Origin of the sequence: Paraburkholderia bryophila (assembly GCF_013409255.1) — a bacterium.
GTDB lineage: Bacteria > Pseudomonadota > Gammaproteobacteria > Burkholderiales > Burkholderiaceae > Paraburkholderia.
The window spans coordinates 3,239,132-3,260,551 of the sequence record NZ_JACCAS010000002.1 but is presented as its reverse complement, the minus strand read 5'-3'; the positions used below and the strand labels follow the sequence as shown (position 1 = coordinate 3,260,551).

Here is a 21,420-nt window from a genome sequence, read left to right as displayed (position 1 = left end):
AGCTGTTCTGCATAGCGGCTTATCTTCGAACAGGTCTTCTTTCATGCAAGATGCGCTGATCATCAACTCGCGGGATCTGGAGTTCCAGTTGTTCGAGGTGCTCGAGGCGGAGACGCTCACCCGTCGCGCGCGGCACGCGGACCACAGCCGCGAGACCTTCAACGCAGCGCTCGATACCGCGCACGCGGTCGCCGCCGAAAAGTTCGCCACGCACAACCGCCTGTCCGACGAACATGAACCGCAATTCGACGGTGAACGGGTCACCCTGCCGGCCGAAGTAAAAGAGGCGCTGGACGCATTGCGCGCCACCGGTTTTCTCGCCGCGGGCAAAGACTACGAATGGGGCGGCATGCAATTGCCGTCGGTGATTTCGTTTGCCTGCCTGTCGCTCTTCAAGAGCGCCAACATCGCCACCTCGTCTTACGCGATGCTGACCACGGCGAATGCGAATGTCATCGAACGTTTCGGCAGCGCGGTGCAAAAGCGCAAGTACCTGCAGGCGCTATTCGAAGGCCGCGCGTTCGGGACCATGGCACTCACCGAACCGCAAGCCGGTTCGAGCCTGTCCGATCTCGTCACCAGCGCCACGCTCAACGCAGACGGCACTTACTCGATTCGCGGCAACAAGATATTCATTTCAGGCGGCGACCACGAACTGAGCGAGAACATCGTGCACCTCGTGCTCGCGCGGATTCCCGGCGGGCCGCCGGGCGTCAAAGGCATTTCGCTCTTCACGGTGCCGAAGTACCACGTCAATGAAGACGGCAGCCGCGGTGCGCGCAACGACGTCGCGCTCGCCGGGCTGATTCACAAGATGGGATGGCGCGGCACGACGTCGACCATGCTGTCGTTCGGCGAGCATGGCGAGTGTATTGGCGAGCTGGTTGGCGAACCACATCAGGGTCTCGCCTGCATGTTCCACATGATGAACGAGGCGCGTATCGGCGTCGGTCTCGGCGCGGTGATGCTGGGCTATCGCGGCTATCTGGCGTCGCTCGACTATGCGCGCGAACGGCCGCAAGGACGTCGCCCGGACAACAAGAACCCGCTCGATCCGCAACTGCCGCTGATCGAACATGCGGACGTGCGCCGCATGCTGCTAGCGCAAAAAGCCTATGTGGAAGGCGCGTATGCATTGTGTCTGTACGCGGCGCGTCTCGTCGACGAACAGAACACCGGCGAGAGCGATACCGCGCGCGCCGAAGCGGGCCTGCTGCTCGATCTGCTGACGCCGGTGGTGAAATCCTGGCCGTCGCAATGGTGTCTCGAAGCGAATAGCCTCGCGATCCAGATTCACGGCGGCTACGGTTATACGCGCGAATATCCGGTCGAGCAGTTCTATCGCGACAACCGTCTGAACATGATTCACGAAGGTACCCACGGCATTCAGGCAATCGATCTGCTGGGCCGCAAAGTGGTGATGAAACAGGGTGCCGCGCTCAAGCAACTGGAACGCGAAATTGAACGCACCCTGGAGGCCGCGCACGCTCATGCTCATGCGCCGCTGCAAGCGCATGCGGAGGCGTTGAGTCAGGCATGGCGCGAATTGACCGGGACGGTGGAGGCGTTGCTGCCCACGCTCGCCCACGAAAGCGAACGCGCGCTCGCCAATGCGAATGCTTTTCTCGAAGCATTCGGTCATATCGTGGTGGCGTGGACGTGGTTGCGGCAGGCGATCGTTGCGAGCGCCGCGCTACCGAAGGCGAGCAACACGGCGGACATGGATTTCTATCGCGGCAAGCTGCACGCGTGCCAATGGTTCTTCCGCTGGGAATTGCCGCGTGTCTCGCTGATGCTCACCACGTTGCGTGGTCTGGACGACACCACGCTCAGCATGGCGCCGCAGTGGTTCTGATGTAGTGGTTTATTCAGCACGCGGCCGCTCAATGCGACAGCGCCGTTTCCAGTTGCGTCACCACGTCGATCAGGCGCGGCCGCACTTCTTCGAGCAGAAACTCTTTCGAAAGCTTGAATGACGGACCGCCCACATTGATCGCCATGATGGGCAGTTCGCCGCCCGGCTGGAATGCACGAGCAATGCCGTTCACGTCTTTCTGCCAGTCGCCGAACGAAGTCGTCACACCGAGCGTGCTGTAATCGTCGAGCGCTTTTTCAATGCCACGGCGGGTTTTGGGCCATGCAACGTGATCGAGTTCGCGCACCTGCTCCATGAAGTTGAGACGATCGTGCTCGGGAATCGCCGCCAGCCAGGCACGCCCGATCGCGGACGTGGCGACCGGAATGCGCGAGCCGACTTCGAGCGTCAACGTGAGGGCGACCGAACCGCGGCAGTTCTCCACGTAGATCATCGAGAGCCGGTCGCGCGTGCCCAACGACACCGTCGCGCCGGAGATATCGGCCAGTTCCTGCATGACCGGCCTCGCGATCTTGCGCACGTCGAGGCGCGCCAGCATCGCACTGCCCAATGCCAGCGAAGCCGTACCGAGCCGGTATTTACCGCTCTCTTTCAGATGAATCAGATAACCGAGCAACGTGAGCGTATGGGTCAGGCGGGAGACCGTAGACTTCGGCAGCCGGCAGCGCTGCGCCAGTTCCTGATTGCTCAGCGACTTGTCGCCCGAACGAAAACACGCGAGAACTTCGAGTCCGCGCGCGAGTGCCGTGACGAAGTGCCGGTCGTCCTTATGCGCTTCGTGTGCGGTGCGACTAGCGAGCAACGCAGGCGTCGCGGCGGAGGCAGCCGACGCGTGCGCCGGATCGGCGACATCGGGGCTGTCGGCAGGACGATCGGCCGGGCTGTGAGGGGTTTTGCTCAAAACGAAACGCGCTCCCGCGAAACGGCTGTATTTGAAGGACACACCGCGCCCAAGGATCGTCGGCGATCCGGGTCGCGGAATTATAGTCTGAAACATTGCGCGCTCTGAACGGCCACCCTGGCGCGTCGAAAGCATCCTGGCGGGCGCATCGAAACACACCACACCGCGGCCAGTTTTTCCAGCATGAGCGCGTTGGCTGGAGTATTGTTTAAGCGCGCCGGGAGCGCCGCAGCCTCACTCTTCTACAAGACAGGGTGCTCCTCGTGGGCAGAAAAGTGCTCGCAAGCGCGTGGTTTTTTGCATGCAACGAAGCGACATCAACTTTTCGAGGATGGAGAAAACGTGAAAACAGTCAATCTTTTGAAGGCGCTCGGCATTGCATTGTGTGTGGCGACGGCGTCCAGCGCCTATGCCCAGGCGAGCGATGCGATGGCGTCCGGCGACATGGGCATGGCGGCGCCGAGTGCAAAATCCGTGAAGAAGACGGACCGCACGTTGGGCCTGCAAGTGCGCAAAGCATTGGCGAAAGCCCAGGGCTTCGACGTTTCGAACGTGTTTGTCCGGGCTCGCGGCGGTGCGGTAACGTTGACGGGATCGGTGCCTAACGGCGCACAGATTCCGCAAGCGGAAGAAGTCGCGAAGGGTGTGGCCGGCGTGAAGTCGGTGAACAACAAGATCACCATCGGCACACAGGGCGGTGGCGGCGGTTAAACGCCAGGGCGCTATCCGACGTACTTAACGTCGAACCAGGCCGACGAGGTAGCGGCACACCTCGTCGCCCGCATTGAAGAATTCGCATTCGGCCGGCGCGCCGAGTTGCAGACAATCCCCCGCTTCGAGCCGGTAAATCTGCCGGCCTTCCCGAAACGTCAACACCCCTTGCGTGACCCAGATCTGCTGATGCTGAAACACGAACGCATCCGACGGATACGGGACTTTCACGCCCACGGGCAATTCGATCTCCAGTAGTTCGAGCACGCCGCCGGTGGGCGGCGAAATGCGCCGCCGGATATAGCCCGTTTCAGGGTCTTGCCAGACCGCTTGCTGCGCGTGGCGTGCGAGCCGTTCGCCGGTCTGCTCGGCGAGCGCGAGCAAGGTCGACAAGGTCAAGCCGAACGCGCCCGACAAACGCCCGAGCACCGTCGCGGTGGGACTCGCCTCGCCGCGCTCGATCTTGCTGATCATCGCCTTCGAAACGCCGGAGCGCTCCGCCAGTTCGCTTAACGACCAGTTACGCGCCTCGCGTTCGGTCTTCACGCGCGACGAGATTGCCTGGGTCAGATCGACAGCAACGGATTCGGACATGGCAGCGGAGAGTTCGACAAAGTAGGCACCGGCGAATTATATCGACGTGTTTTGCGGGGTTACGACTAAGGCTGGAAGAGCCGCGTCGGCCCCACGCATTGCCCCGATTAAAGCCCGGAATCATTGTCTTGCATAGTGATTTTTCGTCCACTATATTAAACGAACCACTACCACCAGCGTCCTGGTCCACCCGAACCGGAAGACACCATGCCGAAGGAAATCGTACTCAACGCGTTCGACATGAACTGCGTCGGTCACATCCAGCAAGGCCTTTGGACGCATCCACGCGATCAGTCCACCCGCTATCGGGACCTGCAGTACTGGACCGACTACGCCCGCACGCTGGAAGCCGGCCTGTTCGACGGCATCTTTTTCGCGGACGTGGCGGGCGTCTACGACGTCTACGGCGGCAATCCCGACGCGGCGATTCGCGGCGCGGTCCAGGTGCCGGTCAACGATCCGACGCTGCTGATCCCGGCCATGGCGGCAGTCACGCAGCATCTGTCGTTCGGCGTCACGTCGAATCTCTCGGTCGAGCAGCCGTATCTGTTCGCGCGCCGCATGTCCACGCTCGATCATCTGACGCGCGGCCGGGTCGGCTGGAACATCGTCACCGGTTATCTGGACAGCGCGTCGCGCGCGATCGGCCTCACCGGCCAGATGGCGCACGACGACCGCTACGACCTCGCCGACGAATATATGGAACTGGTCTACAAACTGTGGGAATGCAGTTGGGAAGACGACGCAGTGCTGTGCGACCGGGAGCAGCGCCTCTACGCGGACGCGTCGAAGGTGCATGTGATCCATCATCACGGCAAGCAGTATCGGGTCGATGCGATGCATCTGAGCGAACCGTCGCCGCAGCGCACGCCGGTGCTGTATCAGGCGGGTTCCTCCACACGCGGCAAGCAGTTCGCCGCGGCGCACGCGGAGTGCGTGTTCGTCAACGGCCAGGCGAAGCCCGCGGTCAAAGCCATCGTCGACGATATTCGCGCGCATGCCGTGGCCGCCGGCCGTCGCGCGGACGATATCAAGGTGCTGCTCGGCCAAACCATCATAACGGGCCGCACGGATCGCGACGCGCAGGACAAGTACGCGGAGTATCAGCGTTACGTCAGTTCGGAAGCGGCGCTCGTGCATGCGGCGGCGTCGCTCGGTATCGACTTCGCACGCTACGACCTCGACGAACCGATCGAGACCGGCAAGAGCCAGGCGATCGTCTCGAACATCGAGGCGATGACGCGCGCCGCCGGGCCGCAATGGACCAAACGCAAACTGCTCGAACAGATGGTGCTGGGCAGCCGTCAGGCGCCGCTCGTCGGCTCGGCCGAACGGATCGCCGACGAACTGATCGCATGGACCGAGGAAACCGGCGTGGATGGCTTCAATCTGTCGCGCACGGTCGCGCCGGAATGCTTCGAGGATTTCATCGAACTGGTCGTGCCGGTGTTGCAGGAGCGAGGGGCGTATAAGCGCGCGTATCGCGACGGCACGTTGCGTGAGAAGCTGTTCGGTCACGCGCGTTTGCCCGCCACGCACACAGCGGCACGTTTTCGCTCGCCGGCCTGCGCGGCCGCGCAGCCGGTCTCCGAGGGAGACGCTCATGCTTGATAAGCTCAGCTTCCGCGACGCCATGGCCGGACTCGGCGCGGCCGTCAACATCGTCACCAGCGACGGCGTGGCAGGTCGCGCCGGCAGCACCGCGTCGGCGGTGTGCGGCGTGACGGACGAGCCGCCCACGCTGCTGGTCTGCATCAATCGCAGCAGCCGCAATAACGCGGCGTTTCGCGCCAACGGCCAGCTTTGCGTCAACGTGTTGAGCGCCGAACAGCAGGCGCTCGCGGCGCATTTCGCCAGCAGCGCGCTACCGGTCGACGAACGCTTCGCCGCCGCGCAATGGAACACGCTGACGACCGGCGCGCCGGCGCTGGATGGCGCGCTCGCGTCGCTGGACTGCGAGATCGAATCGGTGACTGAGATCGGTACTCACACCGTCTTCTTTTGCGCGGTGAAAGCCGTGCAGACGCAGGGCGCCGGCGATGCGCTGATCTACTACGGCCGCCGTTACCATCGGGTCGGCGCGCGCTCCGTTCATGCGGCGCATGCCGCTGAATCGGCGGCATGACCGAAGCCCCGCGAAAGCCCCACGAAACATCGCTCAAGATCACGCCACCCGGCCCACGCCCCGCATGAAAAACGCTCCGGCCACCCCGTCCCCGCCGCTCGCCGCGATGGCGGGCAAAACGCGTTCGCTGGTCATCCTGCTGCTCTGCCAGGTCGGCGCGATGAGCGTGTGGTTTTCGTCGTCGGCGGTCGTGGCGATCGTCAAACAGGCGCAAGGACTCTCCGCGTTGCAAGCCACCTTGCTGACCAGCGCGGTGCAGGCCGGCTTCGTCGCGGGCACGGTGACGAGCGCGCTGCTGTCGCTCGCCGACCGCTTCGATCCGCGACGACTCTTCATGGCCAGCGCGCTGACGGCGGGCGCGGTCACGGCGTCGCTCGCGTTCATTGCGCCGGCGAGTCCGCTCGCGATCGTGCTGCGCTTTATCACCGGCATCTGCATGGCGGGGGTCTATCCGGTCGGCATGCGGCTCGCGGCCACTTGGGCCAAGGGCGATCTGGGCCTGCTGATCGGGCTGCTGGTCGGCGCCCTCACCTTCGGCTCGGCGAGCCCGCATCTGCTGGCGGCGCTCGGCGGCTCGAACTGGCGCGCGATCTACGGCATTTCGGCGGCCTGCGCGTTGCTGGCCGGCGTCGCGATCCTGCTGTGCGACGTCGGGCCGGGCATGGCGCGCGCGGTCCGCATCGACTGGACGGCGCTCGCCGCCGCATGGCGCAACCCGGCGCTGCGGCTCGCGAATCTCGGCTATCTCGGCCACATGTGGGAGCTTTACGCGATGTGGGCCTGGCTCGCCGTGTTCCTGCAGACGAGCTTCGCGGCGGCCGGCATGCCGCAGCCGCGCGTGGCCGCCGAATGGCTGACCTTCGGCGCGGTCGCGGCCGGCGCGCTCGGCGCGTGGCTCGGCGGCGTGCTGGCGGATCGCCTCGGCCGCACCACGCTGACGGTCGGCGCGATGGCAATGAGCGGCGCCTGCGCCGCGCTGATGGGCTGGCTGCCCGGCGCGCCGGTGTGGCTGATCGCGACGGTCGCGCTGTGCTGGGGCGTGTCGGTGATCGCCGATTCGGCGCAGTTTTCTGCGAGCATCGCGGAACTGGCGGAGCCGGCGTCGATCGGCACGCTGCTCACCGCACAAACCTGCGCGGGTTTTCTGCTGACGCTCGTCAGCATCCATCTGGTGCCGGACGTGGTCGCGCTGGCCGGCTGGCGCGGCGCTTTCAGCATGCTGGCGATCGGCCCGCTGCTCGGCTGTGTCGCGATGCTGCGTCTGCGTGCGTTGCCGGACGCGCGGCGGCTCGCGGGCGGGCGGCGTTGAGCGGGAAGTCGAACCGGAAGTAGTGGCCAGCTGAGCACGCCATCAATCCGCAATGGACTGAAGAAAAGTTAGCGATCCTAGCTTCCCTACAGCAGCGCCTATTCGCTTCAATTCCGCCTAAAACCCGCACTGATCCGCATCAATCCTCATACCAGCGCCGACGTGACGGCTCATATTTCTTCATGACCAAGTCGCGATCAGCCGATAAAATGCGCGCTTGCCTGAAAGGCGAAGCTCCGGCCTGACCGCGCAAACCCTTTCGCAGTCCTTTCACCCCCCACTCTATTCGTCGCATGAAAAGCAGCATCATGAGCCTGGCGGTCAACCGCCGCCACCGTCTTGCTGCGTTCGCGGTTTCCGGATTGATTCTGGGCACGGTGCTCGCGGTGCTGCCGGTCGCGCGTCTGCCGGCGACGACGATCGCACCGTTCCTGCCGCTCTTCACGATGGCCGTCATCGCAACGGAAGGCCTCACCGCCTACCTGCTGTGGACGCAATTCATGATCACGCGAGCCGCCTTTCTGGCCGCTCTCGCCGGTGCTTACGTGTACACGGCCTTCACCGTCGCCGTGCAGTTGCTGGCGTTTCCGGGCGTGTTCTCGGCCAGCGGCCTGCTCGGTGCGAGTCCGCAAAGCGCGGTCTGGATCTGGGCGTTCTGGCACGGCGGCTCGCCGCTGCTGGTGGTGGTCGCGCTGTGGGTGCGGCGGCGTTTTCCCGCGCCGCTGGTCGCGCCGGGCGCCGCGGCACGCGCGGGCGGCGTGCTATTCGGCGGCCCGCTGCTGCTGTCGATGCTGGTCTGCTACGTCGCGATCCGCCACACGGACGCGCTGCCGGCGCTGGTCAGCGGCGAGTCGTATGCGCGGCTGCCGCATAGCCCGTCAGGAATCGGCATCGCGCTCATCAGTGCGGCGGCGCTGATTTGCCTCGTCGCCTCGACGCGTTTGCGCACCATGCTCGATCTGTGGCTCGGCGTCGCGATGCTTGCCGGTCTCGGCGATATCGTCATGACGCTCGCGGCGAACTCGCGCTTCAGCATCGGCTGGTACGTCGCACGCGTCGCATCGGTGCTGGCGTCTAGCACCGTGCTCGGCGTGCTGATCTGGGAAATCAGCCACCTGTACCGCGAATTGCACACCGCCAACGCGCGGCTGAGCGAATTCGCCGCGCGCGACGGCCTCACCGGCCTGTACAACCGCCGCTACTTCGACGAGCGCTATCCGGAAGCACTGGCGCGCGCGCAAGCGTCCGCGTATCCGCTTTCGCTGATGATGGTGGACATCGACCACTTCAAACTTTTCAACGATACGTTGGGCCATCTGCACGGCGACGACACGCTGACCGCCGTGGCCGCCGTATTGCAGTCGAGCCTGCGGCGCAACGGCGACTTCATCGCGCGTTTTGGCGGAGAGGAGTTCGTCGTGGTGTTGCCGGATTGCGGCGCGCAGATGGCCAGTCAACTGGCGGAACGATTGCGCGTGGCGGTCGTGCAGCGCGGCGTGGCGGCGCCGTTTACGCCGGCCGGCCGGGTGACGGTGTCGGTAGGAATCGCCACCACGCGCAACAGCGAGTTGGCGGCGCCGGACGTGCTGCTCGCGCAGGCCGACGCGGCGCTTTATCGTGCGAAGGACGCCGGGCGGAATCGCGTGGCGGCTTGAGGACGAATTGAAATACCGCAGCAGAGGCGGCGGCTTTTTCAACTGCGCCGCCGCTCACCCAACTCAATCAACCCACCCAGTGGCCCGGGACCCATTGCCAGTGATTGCCTTCCCAACGGTAATGGCCCTTCACCCAGTGATAGCCCGGCGCGGGCGCGGCCGGAACGACTTCGACGAGCGGCGCGGGCTGCGCCGGCCGGGCCGGTTCCACCACGCAAGCGGACAAGACGGCGGCACAAAGACCCGCAATCGAAACGGCGCGTACAGACGATCTGATTTTCATTTTTCCTCTCCTGAGTGTTTTTTAGGTGAACCGGTTTTCTGCTTTCTGTTCCTACTTCCTGCTTCTGCTTCTTCTACGCCCGCACGACCCCCGTCAGCGGCCGCGCGGTTGAACCGAACAACGCACTAGCCGTGCGCTGCGGATCGAGCCCAAGACTTTCACCAGCGGTACCGGCAATCACTGCATCCAGCGACGTGGTCGGTTTCAGGTCACGCGCTTCATAAAGCGCATGCGGCGCGAGGCCGGGCCAATCCGCGATCACCCGTCCGCCCGCCACTGAACCACCCAGCACCATCGCCACCGATCCCGTGCCGTGGTCCGTCCCACCCGTGCCGTTAGCGGCGGCGGTCCGTCCAAACTCCGTCGCCACCAGCACCGTGGTTTTGCTCCACAACGGCCCCATGCCGTCGCGCAACGACGCGAGCATCGTGTCGAGCGCTTTCAACTGATTGGCCAGACGCGGGTTCTGCGCACTATGCGTGTCCCAGCCGCCGGTTTCGATCATCGCGATACGCGGGCCGTCGTCGCGCGACAGAAAACCCGCGGCGAGCTTGCCGAGGCTGGCCGGGTCCTGACGCGCGCCGGCGTCGCCCGCGAGGCCGCGTGCCGCCATTGCCGAATCCCACAGCGGACGCAACTGCGCGTCCCGGTCATAGAGTTGCGCGACGCGCGCGAGCAGATCGTCGGGCGCTTGCGGCAACGCCGACGGCGCATACGAGGTCACCTGCGCCGCGCCGCGCAGCGCCATCGGCACGGTCGGCGCAAAGGCGATCGCGTTTTCGCGCGTGGCGGGCAACTGGGCGACGAGCCGGTTCAGCCAGCCGTCCTTCATCTGATACGGCGCGGTGCCGCCGGTCTCCAGCACGTTCTGGCCGTCGAAATGCGAGCGGTCGCGATACGGCGACGCCACCGCGTGCACGAACAGCGCCTGGCGGTTGGCATACATCGACGCGGTTTGCGCGAGCGCCGGATGCAACGCGAACGTGCCGTCGAGCTTCGCCGCGTTCGACGTATCGATCGCCAGCGCGCCACGCAGGCTCGCATAAGCGGGATCGGCGTACGGCACGACGATGTTCAACCCGTCGGCCGCGCCGCGCTGGATCACGAAGACGAAACGGCGATCGGTGGCGACACTCGCGAACACGATCTGCGGCGACACGAGCATCGCGCCCGCGCCCGCAGCGGCGACGCTCAGAAATTTGCGGCGTGACAACATGGCATTCATCTCCGTTGAAAATCCGGCGACACCAGCAACAGCGCGATCGCCGTCGAGGCACTCTCGGCCCGCGACACCGCCGTCGCGGTCGGCTCGCTGAGCGAACCGGCCGTCAAGGTCTGACCGAGCGAGCGGGCATCGAGCCGGTCGCCGACACGCGACGCGAAACGCTGCGCCATCTCGACCCGGCGCACCAGCGCGTCGGGCGCGGCCCAGCTCGCGGCAATGTCGTCGTAACCGGCAGGTGAGCCAGGCCGCCAGACCGGCTGGCCGAGCTGCGTGAGAATCGGTGCGGTCTGCAGCTTGCCGAGGTCCTGCCAGCCGAGCCCGCGCATCGACGAAATGGTCCACTCCCACGGCGTCTTGAACTTCACGGCCGTGGGCGACCACGCTTCGTGACTGTCGATGAGCGCCCGATAGACCGTCGGCAGATCGCCGCCGCTGCGCTCGAACGCGCTGGCGAGCCGCTCCGTCACGCCGGGCGGCGGATTGTCGGCCACGAAATGCCGCGCCAGTTTGCCGCCGATATGCTGTGCCGTCGCCGGTGCGGCGCCGAGGTCGTGCAGGATCGCGAGCGCCTGCTCTTCGCCAGGCTGGTCGTAGCGACGACCCATGATGGTCCGCGAGCCCGGCTCGTGCAGCGCGGCGCGAAACACGAACGTGCCGGGCGCGGCGTCGGGCTGCGCGCCGAAGCGTCGCGCATTGCCGCCGCCAGCGCCTTTGCCGTTGCCGGCGGCGAGACTCCAGCCGGTCAGCGCGCGCGCGAACTCGGTGACGTCGTCCTGGCTATAGCCGCTGCGCACGCCGAGCGTGTGCAGCTCCATGATTTCGCGTGCGAGATTTTCGTTCAGGCCGCGTTTGCGCTCCGGATTGCGTTGCTCGGCGCGCAGCGCGGCCATGCTGTCCGGTCCGACCGAACGCGTCTGATCGAGAAACAGTTGCATGGCCGGATGACGTTCGACCGCGACCAGCATGTCCTCGAAACGGCCGAGCACGTGTGGGCGAATCGCTTCGGCTTCGAACGAACCGGCCAGCGCGGCGACGCCGGGCTTTTCGGTGGAGACCGCAAAGTGATTGGCCCAGAAATGCACCAGCCGCTCGACGAACGGCGTCGGCGTGGTCAACGCACTCTCCACTCGCGCATTCACCGATGAGCGGTACAGGTCGAGTATTTCGCCGCGAATGGCTTTCCGTTCGGCTTGCTTAGCGGTTTGAGCGGCGTCTTGCGGTGGGTTTGCCGCGTCGGTTTGCTGGGCTGTTTGCGCGTTCTGCTGGAGCCTGGCTTGCGCGCCGGGCCGCGGTGCGGGCTGCGCATTCGCCTGGTTGGGCGTCTGGTTGAGCGTCTGATTCCCCGCCGCATCGGCGGCCGGATTCTGGCGGTTCTGCTGATTGAGCTCCATGCGCTGCTGCAGCAACTCGGTGGACAGCGCCACCGAGTTCGGCTGGCTCGCCCACGCGGCAGGCCGCGGCTGGTACTGCTCCAGTTGCGCGAGCAACCAGCCCTTCGGGTCGGCGGGCGGCGTGTCGTCGGCCCGCGCGCCCAGGCCGAAGCGATTCAGTGCAATCGCGGCGGCATTCAGGTTCGGTGAGTTGGCCATACCATCCTCTTCGGCGTTCGATATGGCTTAAACGCCCCGCGCCTGAAAATCCGTCGCGTACGACTGCTTTTTAATTCGCCGACGATCCACTCGAAGTCGGGTTCGGCGGGTTCTGCGAGTTGGCCTGGTTTGGCTGGTTCGGCTGATCGGCCGGCTTCTTCGCCTTCGGCGGCGGTGCGGTTTCGCGCCATTGACCGCGCACCTTGAGGCTGTCGGCAAACTCGACGCGCTCCTCGGGCGACAGCGTCGCCGCGAAATCCGCCACGCTGGCTTCCACGTTCGCGCGCAGATTGCTGTCGGCGGCGCGCGTGCGGGCGAGCGCCGCGTCCAGCGCCGCGCGATCGAACTGCGGCGCGGCCAGCAGGCGCAACACTTCACGACGCCCTTCCTTACCCTCGCGGGCAAAGTCGCGCCCGTCGCGGCGCGCCTGCTTCAAGCCGGCGATAAAGGCCTGCTGTCGCTCGGCGGACAACGGCTCGGCGGCGAAACGCAGCGCGCGCTGCTGCGCCGTCACCGCCGCCGTCGCGCGGTGCGCCGCGAGCCACTGATACGCGCCGCCCACGATCGCGCCGAACAGAAACACATTGACCACCAGCGACGCCGCCAGCACGAATTTCAATGACCGGCCGTTCATTCGCCGCTCCAATCGGCGGAGGTCCCACCGAAGCTCGAAGTTAAATAAGAAGACTCATGCACTGGCGGCACCGATTCGGTCAGCACGAAGAACGACACGGCGAACGCGCCGGCCGCGCCGCCCAGCAGGCCGACGCCCGCCACGGCCGCGCCCGACCACCACCAGCGCCGTGGCGCGGCCGGCTGGCGCACCGGCGCGCTGCGGATCACCCGCTCGCGCAGCGCCGCGCCCGGCGGCTCGACCTTGTCTGCGGCGAGCCACGCATCGAGGCCGGCGGCCTCGGTCAGCACCGCGTCGGCTTCGGCGCGATGCAACGTGGCCCACGCCTGCGCCGCCGCGCGCTCCGCTTGCGGCCAGCGGCGCGCATCGGCGCCATAGGCCTCGACGATCTGATGAAATCTTTCGGGCGTCATGATGTGTCCTTGCTAAGGCCGCTGCCGGCCAGTTGAGCGCGCAGATTGCGGCGCGCGCGTGCCAGCAGGCTTTCCAACGCATCGACGGTGATGCCCATCAGGGCGGCAGCGTCGATGTTCGACATTTCCTGGTAGTAGTTGAGCACCAGCGCCTCGCGTTGCCGCGCCGGCAGCGCGGCGAGCGCGGTGCGTACCCGCTCGTCCTGGGCGCGCGCTTCGAGTTGCGCGTCGGGCAGCGCGGCGGGATCGGCCTCGTCCGGCAGTTCGTCGTACGGATCTTCGCGCCGGCCGCGCAAACGGTCGTAGCAAAGATTGAGCGCGACGCGATGGACCCAGGTGTCGAATTTCGCCTCGCCTTCGCGCCAGCGCGACGCCTGCTTCCAGATCCGCACGAACACCTCCTGCGCCACGTCTTCCGCTTCCATGCGGTCGCCCAGCATGCGCGTGGCGAGCGCGAGCAGGCGCGGCAATTTACGCGCGACGAGCGAACGCACGGCGGCCGGATCTTGCCGGCCGACCTGTTCGAGCAGTTCCGCGTCGGGATCGCGTTCGCTCAAGGCGTGACGCTCCCCGCGGCGAGCTGGCTGCGTCGCGCGGATCGCTCAGGCCACGGCGGCCCGGGCGGTCGAGGCCGGGGTTGCCGAGGCCGCGCGGATCGCGTCGTCGGACGAAGGTCGTTCACTTGCCGCCACTCCTTCTGATGCTGCTCACGTTGGCTTCATTTTCTGACTTCGGGTTGGGCGCGCAGCGATCGCGACGCCCCGATCAATATACGACGACTGCTGGACGATAAACCGCCGGCCGCGCCGGGTAGACCACACAGCCGGCGAGCATAGCCGCCAGCAGAATTATCACGAGCGTTTTCATGGCACTTGCCTGGTTCATTCATGTAAAGCGTTCGAGCGCGCCGAAGCCCTCATGTCATGGGTTGCCACGGCGCGTACGGTTCATGCCCAATGGCCTTCGACCCAGCGCCAGTTCGGGCCGCGCTGCACCCAATGACCCGGCACCCAGTGATAACCGACGCGCACCGGTTGCCAGTGGCCCCGCACCCACACGTAACGGCCATGGTCCCAACGCCAGCGGCCTTGATCCCACACATAGCCGTTACGCGGCGCCGGCATCACTTCGACGCGCGGCGGCGGCGGCGCCATCGGCGCGACGATCACGGCTTGCGCAAAGGCCGGCGCGGCCGTCAACGTCGCAGCGCAGGTCAACGTGGCGAGAATCACGGAGCTCAGCAGGCGGACCGGTCTGGTCGATGTCATGTTGGTTTCTCCCTAAGAGGCGAAGTCAGAAGCGGCTTCGTTTCTAGTTGAACGCGGCAGCGGGAAAAATCCGTCGCTTTGTTTGGCAGGAAGTTTGATGGCGTGGAAGATCGGCTGATCGACTGTGTGATCGACGGCCCGCTGTTGGCTCGATGACAGCAGACGTTATGCAAATGAATGGTTATCGCCCACCCGTGAGGTATGCTTTCCCGCTTCCCCACCTCCTCTCTCTACATTCCCTGATGGCCGATTTCCCTTTCGACGCCGTACTCTTCGACTGCGACGGCGTACTCGTCGACTCCGAACCGATCACCAACCGCGTGCTGTGCGAGATGCTCGGCGAGCTGGGCTGGCACCTGAGCGTGGCGGAAACCATGCGCATTTTCGTCGGCAAGGCGGTGCGGGACGAAGCGGCGCTGATCGAAGCGCGTACCGGCGTCGCAATTACCACTGAGTGGCTGATGCAGTTTCGCGCGCGCCGCAATGCGGCACTCGAACGCGAGCTGGTGGCGATTCCCGGCTCGGCGTCGGCGGTGCGTGCGCTGCACGCGACGTTGAATGCACGCGTTGCCGTGGCGTCCGGCGCGGATCGCATCAAGGTGGAGTTGCAACTCGCGAAGGCCGGCATTCTCGACTGCTTCGAAGGACGCATTTTCAGCGGTCACGAAACGCCGCGCAACAAGCCGTTTCCCGATGTTTACCTGGCCGCGGCCGCCGGATTGGGCGTAGACCCGAAGCGCTGCGCCGTGGTGGAAGACACGGTGACGGGTGCGACTGCGGGCGTCGCTGCGGGCGCTACCGTGTTCGGCTATTGCCCGCAGGAGCTCGGCCATAGCAGCGTGACCGCGCTGCATGGCGTCGGCGCGGCGCACGTGTTTCGCGACATGGCCGAACTGCCGGCGCTGCTTGCAGGATGGCCTGGGCATAACGGGGGTTAAGAGCGCGCGTCAAGCGAGCATTCAGCTGGCATCAATGCGTGCTCAACCGCCTACCCAAGCCTCTATTCAAACGCCGGATCGATCAGCACGCGGTATCCCACCGCCAGCCGGTTGGTCTCGTTCGCCATGCCGACCACGGCCAGCAGTTCGCCGAACATCTCGTCGGTCATGCCGGCGCGGCGAGCGGCGGCCGTATGGCTCGCCACGCAGTAACCGCAGTTGTTCGTCACGCTCACCGCGACATAGAGCAATTCCTTGATCAGCGGATCGAGCGCGCCCGGCGCCATCACGTCTTTCAAGCTGTCCCAGGTGCGCGCGAGCGTGGGCGGATGCTGGGCGATGAACTTCCAGAAATTGTTGACGTCCTCGACCTGACGGGTCTGCTTGATGTCGTCGTACACGGCTTTGACTTCGGGCGATGCCGCGGCGTAATCGACGGCTTTAAGCTGGCTCATGCGTGCTCCTTTCTGGCTGACGGGTATCGGCGAAGCATGCGCGAGCGCGCATGCTTCCGCTCATTGTGCACAGAATTGCGCTAGTACGAAGCGGCACCGTTTCGCCGCTCGTCGAAGTCGACGCGTGAAGCCATCAATCGAGCGGACGCAGTACCTGTCCCTCCGCACTGTCTTCCACCCGCCAGCCCTCCACTCTCAACTGCTCACGCAACCGATCCGCCTCGCGCCAGTTTTTCGCGGCCCGCGCTCCATCGCGTTGCGTGGCGAGCAGCGCGATCCCGGCGGGAATCGTCACTACGTCCTCGCGCCAGTCCGCGAGCCGCAGCCCGAGCACCCGGTCGAAGCAATCCAGGGTGGCCCGTCGCGTAGCCGCCGGCAAATCGCTTCGCACCACGTCCCACAACACGGCGAGCGCGCGCGGCAGGTTCAGGTCCTGATCGACCTCGGCGTTGAAACGCGCAACGGCCTCAGCGTCCGGCGCCCCACCCTCCGGCCATTGCCGATACACCTTACGCAAGCGGTCCAACGCGGCTTGCGCGGCGTCCAGCGCTTCCATGTTGAAACGCAGACTGCTGCGGTAATGCGCGCCCAGGCACAGGTAGCGATAAGCCAGCGGATCGACGCCACGCTCGATCAAGGTCTGCAAGCGCACGAAGTCGCCACCCGACTTCGCCATCTTGCCCGCGTCGAGCATCAGGAAATGCCCGTGCAACCAGAAGTTGGCAAGCCGCGTGCCGTGGCGCGCCTGGGTCTGCGCGATTTCATTGCTGTGATGCACGGCGATATGATCTTCGCCGCCGCAATGAATATCGAACCACGGGCCCAGATACTTCGCCGACATCGCCGAGCACTCGATGTGCCAACCGGGAAAACCGACGCCCCACGGACTCTCCCACTCCATCTGCCGCGTACTGCCGGGCGGGCTGAACTTCCACAGCGCGAAGTCCGTGGCGCGCCGCTTGTCGCCCACGGCCACCCGTTTGCCGGCCTGCAGACCCGTTATGTCGAGCCGCGCGAGATAACCGTAATCGTCCTGCCTGGCCGTGTCGAAGTAGATGCCGTCCGCCGTGCGGTACGTGTAGCCGTTGCGCTCGAGTTCGGCAATGAAGTCGATCTGCTCGGCGATGTGATCGGTCGCGCGGCACCAGATCGTCGGCTCCAGCAGGTTCAACGCGCGCCAGTCGTGCTGGAACGCCGCGGTGTAGCGTTCGGCAATGGCCCACGCCGATTCGCCGGTGCGCCGGCTGCCCTTCTCCATCTTGTCCTCGCCGTCGTCCGCATCGGAGACCAGATGACCGACGTCGGTGATATTCACCACGTGCCGCACGGTGTAGCCGTTCTGCACCAACGCACGGCGCAGCACGTCCTCGAACACGTACGTTCGCAGATTGCCGATATGCGCGTGGTCATACACGGTCGGGCCGCAGCCATACAGGCCGACGTAATCCGGTCGAAGCGGCGTGAACGGGCGCAACGTGCGCGACCAGGTGTCGTAGAGAGCGAGCGGCATGGTGTTTTCCTTCGACGCTGAGCGATGGCGCCGCCAGAATCGGCGGACCAAAAACAAAAAGGCCACCGGTCGTGTGACGGGTGGCCTCAGGGATACGGACGTGTACAGATCGACTCGCTAGACGCAAGCTCCCCTCGGCAGGCCGCGACAGCATGCGCGCAAAGCAGACGGAAGGGAAACGATAGAAGCGGTCATGGAATCGATCCTAACGCGTTGTACCCGGGTGGGTCAATCCTCGTGTCGAGTTTCAAGCCTTCGGCACGCGACCGTAGGTGTCTTCGAAGCGAACGATATCGTCCTCGCCGAGATACGCGCCCGACTGCACCTCGATCAACTCGAGCGGAATCTTGCCCGGGTTCAGCAAGCGGTGCGTGACGCCGAGCGGAATATAGGTCGACTGATTCTCGGTCAGGACGATTTCCTTGTCGCCGTTCGTCACGAGCGCGGTGCCCTTCACGACGATCCAATGTTCCGCGCGATGATGATGCATCTGCAGGCTCAGTTGCGCGCCCGGGCTCACGACGATGCGCTTGACCTGGAAGCGGTCGCCGCTGTCGATGCCTTCATACGAGCCCCACGGCCGCACCACGCGACGGTGCGTGACGGACTCGTGACGACCCATCGCGTTCAACTGCGCGACGATCTTCTTCACGTCCTGCGCCTGATCGCGATGCGCGACGAGCACCGCGTCGGCGGTCTCGACGATCACCACGTTGTCCAGCCCGATCGCCGCGACCAGCCGGTGTTCGGCACGAATGTACGAGTTGCTCACCGCATCGGTCAGCACGTCGCCGAACAGCGCATTGCTTTGCGCGTCGCGCTCGGCGATGTCGGCCAGCGCCGTCCACGAGCCGATATCGTTCCAGCCGAGATCCGACACGGTCACCACGGCGGCGCGCTTCGTCTTTTCCATCACCGCGTTGTCGACCGAGATGTTCGGGCACGCGGAAAAGCTCGATTCGTCCAGACGCACGAAGTCGTTGTCATGCTGCGCGGCCTTCAGCGAAAGCTCGGCCTGCAACGCGATTTCCGGTTCGAAGCGGCGCAGTTCTTCCATGTAGGTGGAAGCCTTCAGCATGAACATGCCGCTGTTCCAGTAGTAGCCGCCGTGCGCGATAAAGCGCTGGGCCGTCTCGGCATCCGGCTTTTCGACGAACGAGTCCACCGCGAAAGCCGGCGTACCGTCGACGAGACTCGCACCCGCGCGAATGTAGCCGTAACCGGTATGCGGCTCGGTCGGCGTAATGCCGAAGGTGACCAGGAAGCCGTCTTTGGCGATCTGCGCCGCGGCGGAGGCGGCCTTGACGAACGCCGCTTCTCCGGCGATCACATGATCGGACGGCAGCACGAGCAGCAGCGACTCAGGCGAATCGCGCAACGCCAGCAAGGCCGCGATCGCGATGGCCGGCGCCGTGTTGCGGCTGGCCGGTTCGAGCACGATCGCCGAGGCCGCCACGTCCACCTGGCGCAACTGTTCGGCCACGAGAAAACGCTGGTCGTTGTTCGTGACGACGATCGGCGCGGCGATGTCCGCCACGCCGCGCAGGCGCATCACGGTCTGTTGAACCAGCGTGTTATCGCCTGTCAGCTTCAGATATTGTTTCGGATAGCCGCCACGCGACATCGGCCACAGCCGGGTGCCGCTTCCACCGCAAAGAATCACTGGATGAATCTGCATGCTTTTACCCTTCCCACGTATTTTTATTGAGGTGTGAAATCTTCGTCCCCGCAGCGCTGACGCCCGACGGACCTCTCAACCCGTCATGGCACCGCCTGAACTGCAGGCTTACCGATTCCTGAACTGGCTCATCAGGCCGCTTCGAACCGCTCGCTCAGCCCCTGCCGACAAACTGCATCCGCACCGATTCAAGCTCGCGCGGCAAACGCGGCGAAGCCGGTGCACGGCGCGGCAACTCGATGAACCCGAGTCGCCGGTACAGACCGTATGCACGCGTATTGCTGACCAGCACATCCAGCACGACCTGCCGGCCGCCGTCGCGTTCCAGCGAGCCCGCGTGCAGCGCGTCGGCGAACAGCCCGCTGAACAGGCCCGTGCCGCGCAATTGTTCGTGCGTCGCGCAATGCGCGATCAGCGTCTGCGACGACTTCGGCGCAGGCAGTTCGCTCTCCAGCGTGAGGCCGCGCAACAGCATGCGCACCGTGCGGCGCACACCGAAAAACAGCAGCAGCATCAGCGCGACATGCGGATCGTCGAGCCAGGTCCTGCGGCCGTCGTGTACGGCCAGCACCGCGACCACCCGAGCGTTGCCGTCCACGGCCACGCGGTGACGCCGGTACGAAAAACGGCCCTGCTTCGAACCGAACGCGAAGGCCAGAAAATCGATGCAGGTCGCGGCGGGCTCGCCCAGAAAGAAACCGAACTCACGCACGCCGGAGGCGAAGATCAGCGGCGCGCAGGCGTCGGCGTCTTCGGGCCGCGCGGGGCGAAAACTCAGCGTGGCGGCGGCGCGCCCGCGCGGCGGCATACCAAGGTCGGGACGGTCGGCTTGTACGGCGTGCATGGCGGAATGGCTTCTCTTTAGCGAGGCAGGCGCTTGAGCGCCGCGATGGTTCGGCTGATCTGCTCGGGCTCGTGCGTCGAACAGATGAAAAACCGCAGACGTGCGGCCTTTTCTTCAACGGCCGGATAAAAAATCGGCTGCACGTTGATGCCGTCCGCGAACATCGCGTTGGCCCATTGCGCGGCTTTCAAGGTGCTGCCGGTGATGATCGGCACGACCGCGTAGCCCGCGCTCTTGCCGGTGTCGAGTCCTGCCGCGCGTGCTTCGTCGAGAAACTGGCGGCCGCGCGCGCGCAATTGCGCCACCCGTTCCGGTTCGGCGACGAGACGTTCCAGCGCGGCCAATGAAGCCGCCGCGAGCGACGGCGCGAGACCCACGCTGTACAGAAAGCCTGGCGCCAGATGCCGCAAGATATCGATCAACGCCTGCGAGCCGGCGATAAAACCGCCGCAGCCCGCCAGCGTTTTGCTGAGCGTGCCCATCCAGATATCGACGTCGCCGCTCGCCACGCCGCACTGTTCGCGCACACCCTGGCCGCGCTCGCCGAGCACGCCGAGCGAGTGCGCTTCGTCGACCATCAGGAACGCCGCATGGCGGCGCTTGATCTCGACGAACTGCGCCAGATCGGGAATATCGCCGTCCATGCTGTAAAGGCCTTCGATCGCGATCAGCACACGCCGGTAGTCGTGGCGCACGCGCGCGAGCAGCGCGTCGAGCGCCTGCCAGTCGTTGTGCGCGAAGCTCAGGCGTTTCGCGCCGCTCAGCTGCGCGCCCTGCACGATGCTGTTATGCGCGAGCGAATCGTGCACGATCAGATCGCCGGGTCCGAACAGCGAGCCGATCACCGTCACGTTGGTCGCGTGGCCGCTTACGAACACGACGCAGTCGTCGACTTCATAGAACGACGCGAGCGCCGTTTCCAGTTCGCGCTGCACCGGCCGTTCGCCCGCCACCATCCGGCTCGCGGACGCCGAGGTGCCGTAACGGTCGATCGCTTCCTTGGCGCGCGCCGACACCCGCGGATCGCCGGCCAGGCCCAGGTAGTTGTAGTTCGCGTAGTTCAGATACTCGGCGCCGCCAATCTGCGTGGTCGCGCCCGCAATGCCGTCATGCACGCGGAAGAACGGCGACTGCACCTGCAGTTTTTCGCCCATCTGCCGCAAGATCTCGACCTGCTGATAACCGGGCATCGTCTCGAAGCTGCACAGCGCGGCGCGCGAGGCGTCCTGCGCCGCGCGCGGGCCGGCCGCAGCCAACGGCGCGCCCGGCGTCCGCGCTTCTTCGGAGACGCGTTCCAGTTGCCGCATCAACGCCTTCGCGGCGAGTTGCTGGCGGATGTTGTCGCCCAATCCCATAGTGTTCCGATAACCTCGTAACCAGTCAGCCTGCTGGCGATGCGCTGGTGGTGTGCT

The 21,420-nt window shown here is 65.4% G+C and carries 21 protein-coding genes; 7 read left to right on the top strand and 14 right to left on the bottom strand.

Features of this window, described 5'->3' with window-relative positions:
- Positions 1 to 43 precede the first annotated feature (43 nt).
- Positions 44 to 1,855 carry an acyl-CoA dehydrogenase gene (locus GGD40_RS35445; RefSeq protein ID WP_179746857.1) on the top strand — a complete coding sequence of 604 codons (1,812 nt, stop codon included), beginning with the start codon at positions 44 to 46 and terminating at the stop codon, positions 1,853 to 1,855.
- Between the two features lie 28 nt (positions 1,856 to 1,883).
- Here GGD40_RS35445 and GGD40_RS35440 read toward each other — a convergent pair whose 3' ends face one another.
- Complete coding sequence (locus GGD40_RS35440) at positions 1,884 to 2,678, bottom strand: IclR family transcriptional regulator (RefSeq protein WP_257030764.1); 795 nt, start codon at positions 2,676 to 2,678, stop codon at positions 1,884 to 1,886.
- A 441-nt stretch (positions 2,679 to 3,119) separates the two neighbouring features.
- Between GGD40_RS35440 and GGD40_RS35435 the strand changes: the two genes are divergently transcribed.
- On the top strand, positions 3,120 to 3,488 hold the full coding sequence (locus GGD40_RS35435; RefSeq protein WP_179714043.1) for a BON domain-containing protein: 369 nt from the start codon (positions 3,120 to 3,122) through the stop codon (positions 3,486 to 3,488).
- A 24-nt stretch (positions 3,489 to 3,512) separates the two neighbouring features.
- Here the strand turns inward: GGD40_RS35435 and GGD40_RS35430 are convergent, their stop codons facing one another.
- Positions 3,513 to 4,082, bottom strand: a complete 570-nt coding sequence (locus GGD40_RS35430; RefSeq protein WP_035556953.1) for a helix-turn-helix domain-containing protein — start codon at positions 4,080 to 4,082, stop codon at positions 3,513 to 3,515.
- 207 nt (positions 4,083 to 4,289) lie between these two features.
- On the opposite strand from GGD40_RS35430, the gene GGD40_RS35425 reads away from it, so the two are divergent.
- The 4 genes from GGD40_RS35425 (at position 4,290) to GGD40_RS35410 (ending at position 9,171) form a co-directional block, all read left to right on the top strand.
- A complete protein-coding gene (locus GGD40_RS35425; protein ID WP_179746856.1) occupies positions 4,290 to 5,693 on the top strand; it encodes an LLM class flavin-dependent oxidoreductase in 1,404 nt (467 codons plus the stop codon).
- Complete coding sequence (locus tag GGD40_RS35420) at positions 5,686 to 6,207, top strand: flavin reductase (RefSeq protein WP_179746855.1); 522 nt, start codon at positions 5,686 to 5,688, stop codon at positions 6,205 to 6,207. Before GGD40_RS35425 ends, GGD40_RS35420 begins: the two co-directional genes overlap by 8 nt.
- Before the next feature lie 64 nt (positions 6,208 to 6,271).
- Positions 6,272 to 7,516: an MFS transporter gene (locus tag GGD40_RS35415; RefSeq protein WP_218901397.1), complete on the top strand. Its 1,245-nt coding sequence runs from the start codon at positions 6,272 to 6,274 to the stop codon at positions 7,514 to 7,516.
- A 293-nt stretch (positions 7,517 to 7,809) separates the two neighbouring features.
- Positions 7,810 to 9,171 carry a sensor domain-containing diguanylate cyclase gene (locus GGD40_RS35410; RefSeq protein WP_184000871.1) on the top strand — a complete coding sequence of 454 codons (1,362 nt, stop codon included), beginning with the start codon at positions 7,810 to 7,812 and terminating at the stop codon, positions 9,169 to 9,171.
- A 67-nt stretch (positions 9,172 to 9,238) separates the two neighbouring features.
- Here the strand turns inward: GGD40_RS35410 and GGD40_RS35405 are convergent, their stop codons facing one another.
- The 7 genes from GGD40_RS35405 to GGD40_RS35375 form a co-directional block, all read right to left on the bottom strand.
- Positions 9,239 to 9,454 carry a YXWGXW repeat-containing protein gene (locus GGD40_RS35405; protein ID WP_179713699.1) on the bottom strand — a complete coding sequence of 72 codons (216 nt, stop codon included), beginning with the start codon at positions 9,452 to 9,454 and terminating at the stop codon, positions 9,239 to 9,241.
- A gap of 73 nt (positions 9,455 to 9,527) precedes the next feature.
- Positions 9,528 to 10,670, bottom strand: coding sequence for a DUF1501 domain-containing protein (locus tag GGD40_RS35400; RefSeq protein WP_179746853.1), 1,143 nt, complete (start codon positions 10,668 to 10,670; stop codon positions 9,528 to 9,530).
- Positions 10,671 to 10,675: 5 nt separating this feature from the next.
- Positions 10,676 to 12,268 (bottom strand): DUF1800 domain-containing protein, encoded by a 1,593-nt coding sequence (locus GGD40_RS35395; protein ID WP_179746852.1) that lies wholly within the window; start codon positions 12,266 to 12,268, stop codon positions 10,676 to 10,678.
- Between the two features lie 70 nt (positions 12,269 to 12,338).
- Positions 12,339 to 12,902: a periplasmic heavy metal sensor gene (locus GGD40_RS35390; protein WP_179713703.1), complete on the bottom strand. Its 564-nt coding sequence runs from the start codon at positions 12,900 to 12,902 to the stop codon at positions 12,339 to 12,341.
- Complete coding sequence (locus GGD40_RS35385; protein WP_179713704.1) at positions 12,899 to 13,315, bottom strand: hypothetical protein; 417 nt, start codon at positions 13,313 to 13,315, stop codon at positions 12,899 to 12,901. Before GGD40_RS35385 ends, GGD40_RS35390 begins: the two co-directional genes overlap by 4 nt.
- Positions 13,312 to 13,914: an RNA polymerase sigma factor gene (locus GGD40_RS35380; protein ID WP_081936370.1), complete on the bottom strand. Its 603-nt coding sequence runs from the start codon at positions 13,912 to 13,914 to the stop codon at positions 13,312 to 13,314. The genes GGD40_RS35385 and GGD40_RS35380 overlap by 4 nt, the downstream gene beginning before the upstream one ends.
- A 348-nt stretch (positions 13,915 to 14,262) precedes the next feature.
- Complete coding sequence (locus GGD40_RS35375; RefSeq protein WP_179713706.1) at positions 14,263 to 14,583, bottom strand: YXWGXW repeat-containing protein; 321 nt, start codon at positions 14,581 to 14,583, stop codon at positions 14,263 to 14,265.
- Between the two features lie 242 nt (positions 14,584 to 14,825).
- Here GGD40_RS35375 and GGD40_RS35370 point away from each other — a divergent pair, with 242 nt between their 5' ends.
- Positions 14,826 to 15,521: an HAD family hydrolase gene (locus GGD40_RS35370; protein ID WP_179746851.1), complete on the top strand. Its 696-nt coding sequence runs from the start codon at positions 14,826 to 14,828 to the stop codon at positions 15,519 to 15,521.
- 62 nt (positions 15,522 to 15,583) lie between these two features.
- Here the strand turns inward: GGD40_RS35370 and GGD40_RS35365 are convergent, their stop codons facing one another.
- The 5 genes from GGD40_RS35365 to GGD40_RS35345 form a co-directional block, all read right to left on the bottom strand.
- Entirely contained in the window at positions 15,584 to 15,976 is a 393-nt protein-coding gene (locus GGD40_RS35365) for a carboxymuconolactone decarboxylase family protein (protein ID WP_179746850.1), read from the bottom strand.
- Positions 15,977 to 16,109: 133 nt separating this feature from the next.
- Positions 16,110 to 17,486: a cysteine--tRNA ligase gene (gene cysS / locus GGD40_RS35360; RefSeq protein WP_179746849.1), complete on the bottom strand. Its 1,377-nt coding sequence runs from the start codon at positions 17,484 to 17,486 to the stop codon at positions 16,110 to 16,112.
- Positions 17,487 to 17,733: 247 nt separating this feature from the next.
- The gene (locus GGD40_RS35355) at positions 17,734 to 19,164 is read right to left on the bottom strand and encodes a mannose-1-phosphate guanylyltransferase/mannose-6-phosphate isomerase (RefSeq protein WP_179746848.1); all 1,431 of its coding nucleotides are present in this window, start codon (positions 19,162 to 19,164) and stop codon (positions 17,734 to 17,736) included.
- Positions 19,165 to 19,318: 154 nt separating this feature from the next.
- Positions 19,319 to 19,972 carry a GNAT family N-acetyltransferase gene (locus tag GGD40_RS35350; RefSeq protein ID WP_257030763.1) on the bottom strand — a complete coding sequence of 218 codons (654 nt, stop codon included), beginning with the start codon at positions 19,970 to 19,972 and terminating at the stop codon, positions 19,319 to 19,321.
- A 53-nt stretch (positions 19,973 to 20,025) separates the two neighbouring features.
- Positions 20,026 to 21,363, bottom strand: a complete 1,338-nt coding sequence (locus GGD40_RS35345) for an aminotransferase class I/II-fold pyridoxal phosphate-dependent enzyme (RefSeq protein ID WP_179746846.1) — start codon at positions 21,361 to 21,363, stop codon at positions 20,026 to 20,028.
- Between the last annotated feature and the right edge of the window lie 57 nt (positions 21,364 to 21,420).

Bases quoted from the DNA above. Each gene is read 5' to 3' on its own strand.
- GGD40_RS35400 (WP_179746853.1), bottom strand. From the start codon at position 10,670: ATGTTGTCACGCCGCAAATTTCTGAGCGTCGCCGCTGCGGGCGCGGGC.
- GGD40_RS35385 (WP_179713704.1), bottom strand. From the start codon at position 13,315: ATGACGCCCGAAAGATTTCATCAGATCGTCGAGGCCTATGGCGCCGAT.
- GGD40_RS35410 (WP_184000871.1), top strand. From the start codon at position 7,810: ATGAAAAGCAGCATCATGAGCCTGGCGGTCAACCGCCGCCACCGTCTT.
- GGD40_RS35390 (WP_179713703.1), bottom strand. From the start codon at position 12,902: ATGAACGGCCGGTCATTGAAATTCGTGCTGGCGGCGTCGCTGGTGGTC.
- GGD40_RS35365 (WP_179746850.1), bottom strand. From the start codon at position 15,976: ATGAGCCAGCTTAAAGCCGTCGATTACGCCGCGGCATCGCCCGAAGTC.
- GGD40_RS35445 (WP_179746857.1), top strand. From the start codon at position 44: ATGCAAGATGCGCTGATCATCAACTCGCGGGATCTGGAGTTCCAGTTG.
- GGD40_RS35420 (WP_179746855.1), top strand. From the start codon at position 5,686: ATGCTTGATAAGCTCAGCTTCCGCGACGCCATGGCCGGACTCGGCGCG.
- GGD40_RS35395 (WP_179746852.1), bottom strand. From the start codon at position 12,268: ATGGCCAACTCACCGAACCTGAATGCCGCCGCGATTGCACTGAATCGC.
- GGD40_RS35405 (WP_179713699.1), bottom strand. From the start codon at position 9,454: ATGAAAATCAGATCGTCTGTACGCGCCGTTTCGATTGCGGGTCTTTGT.
- GGD40_RS35345 (WP_179746846.1), bottom strand. From the start codon at position 21,363: ATGGGATTGGGCGACAACATCCGCCAGCAACTCGCCGCGAAGGCGTTG.
- GGD40_RS35425 (WP_179746856.1), top strand. From the start codon at position 4,290: ATGCCGAAGGAAATCGTACTCAACGCGTTCGACATGAACTGCGTCGGT.
- GGD40_RS35415 (WP_218901397.1), top strand. From the start codon at position 6,272: ATGAAAAACGCTCCGGCCACCCCGTCCCCGCCGCTCGCCGCGATGGCG.
- GGD40_RS35430 (WP_035556953.1), bottom strand. From the start codon at position 4,082: ATGTCCGAATCCGTTGCTGTCGATCTGACCCAGGCAATCTCGTCGCGC.
- GGD40_RS35355 (WP_179746848.1), bottom strand. From the start codon at position 19,164: ATGCAGATTCATCCAGTGATTCTTTGCGGTGGAAGCGGCACCCGGCTG.
- GGD40_RS35370 (WP_179746851.1), top strand. From the start codon at position 14,826: ATGGCCGATTTCCCTTTCGACGCCGTACTCTTCGACTGCGACGGCGTA.
- GGD40_RS35350 (WP_257030763.1), bottom strand. From the start codon at position 19,972: ATGCCGCCGCGCGGGCGCGCCGCCGCCACGCTGAGTTTTCGCCCCGCG.
- GGD40_RS35375 (WP_179713706.1), bottom strand. From the start codon at position 14,583: ATGACATCGACCAGACCGGTCCGCCTGCTGAGCTCCGTGATTCTCGCC.
- cysS (WP_179746849.1), bottom strand. From the start codon at position 17,486: ATGCCGCTCGCTCTCTACGACACCTGGTCGCGCACGTTGCGCCCGTTC.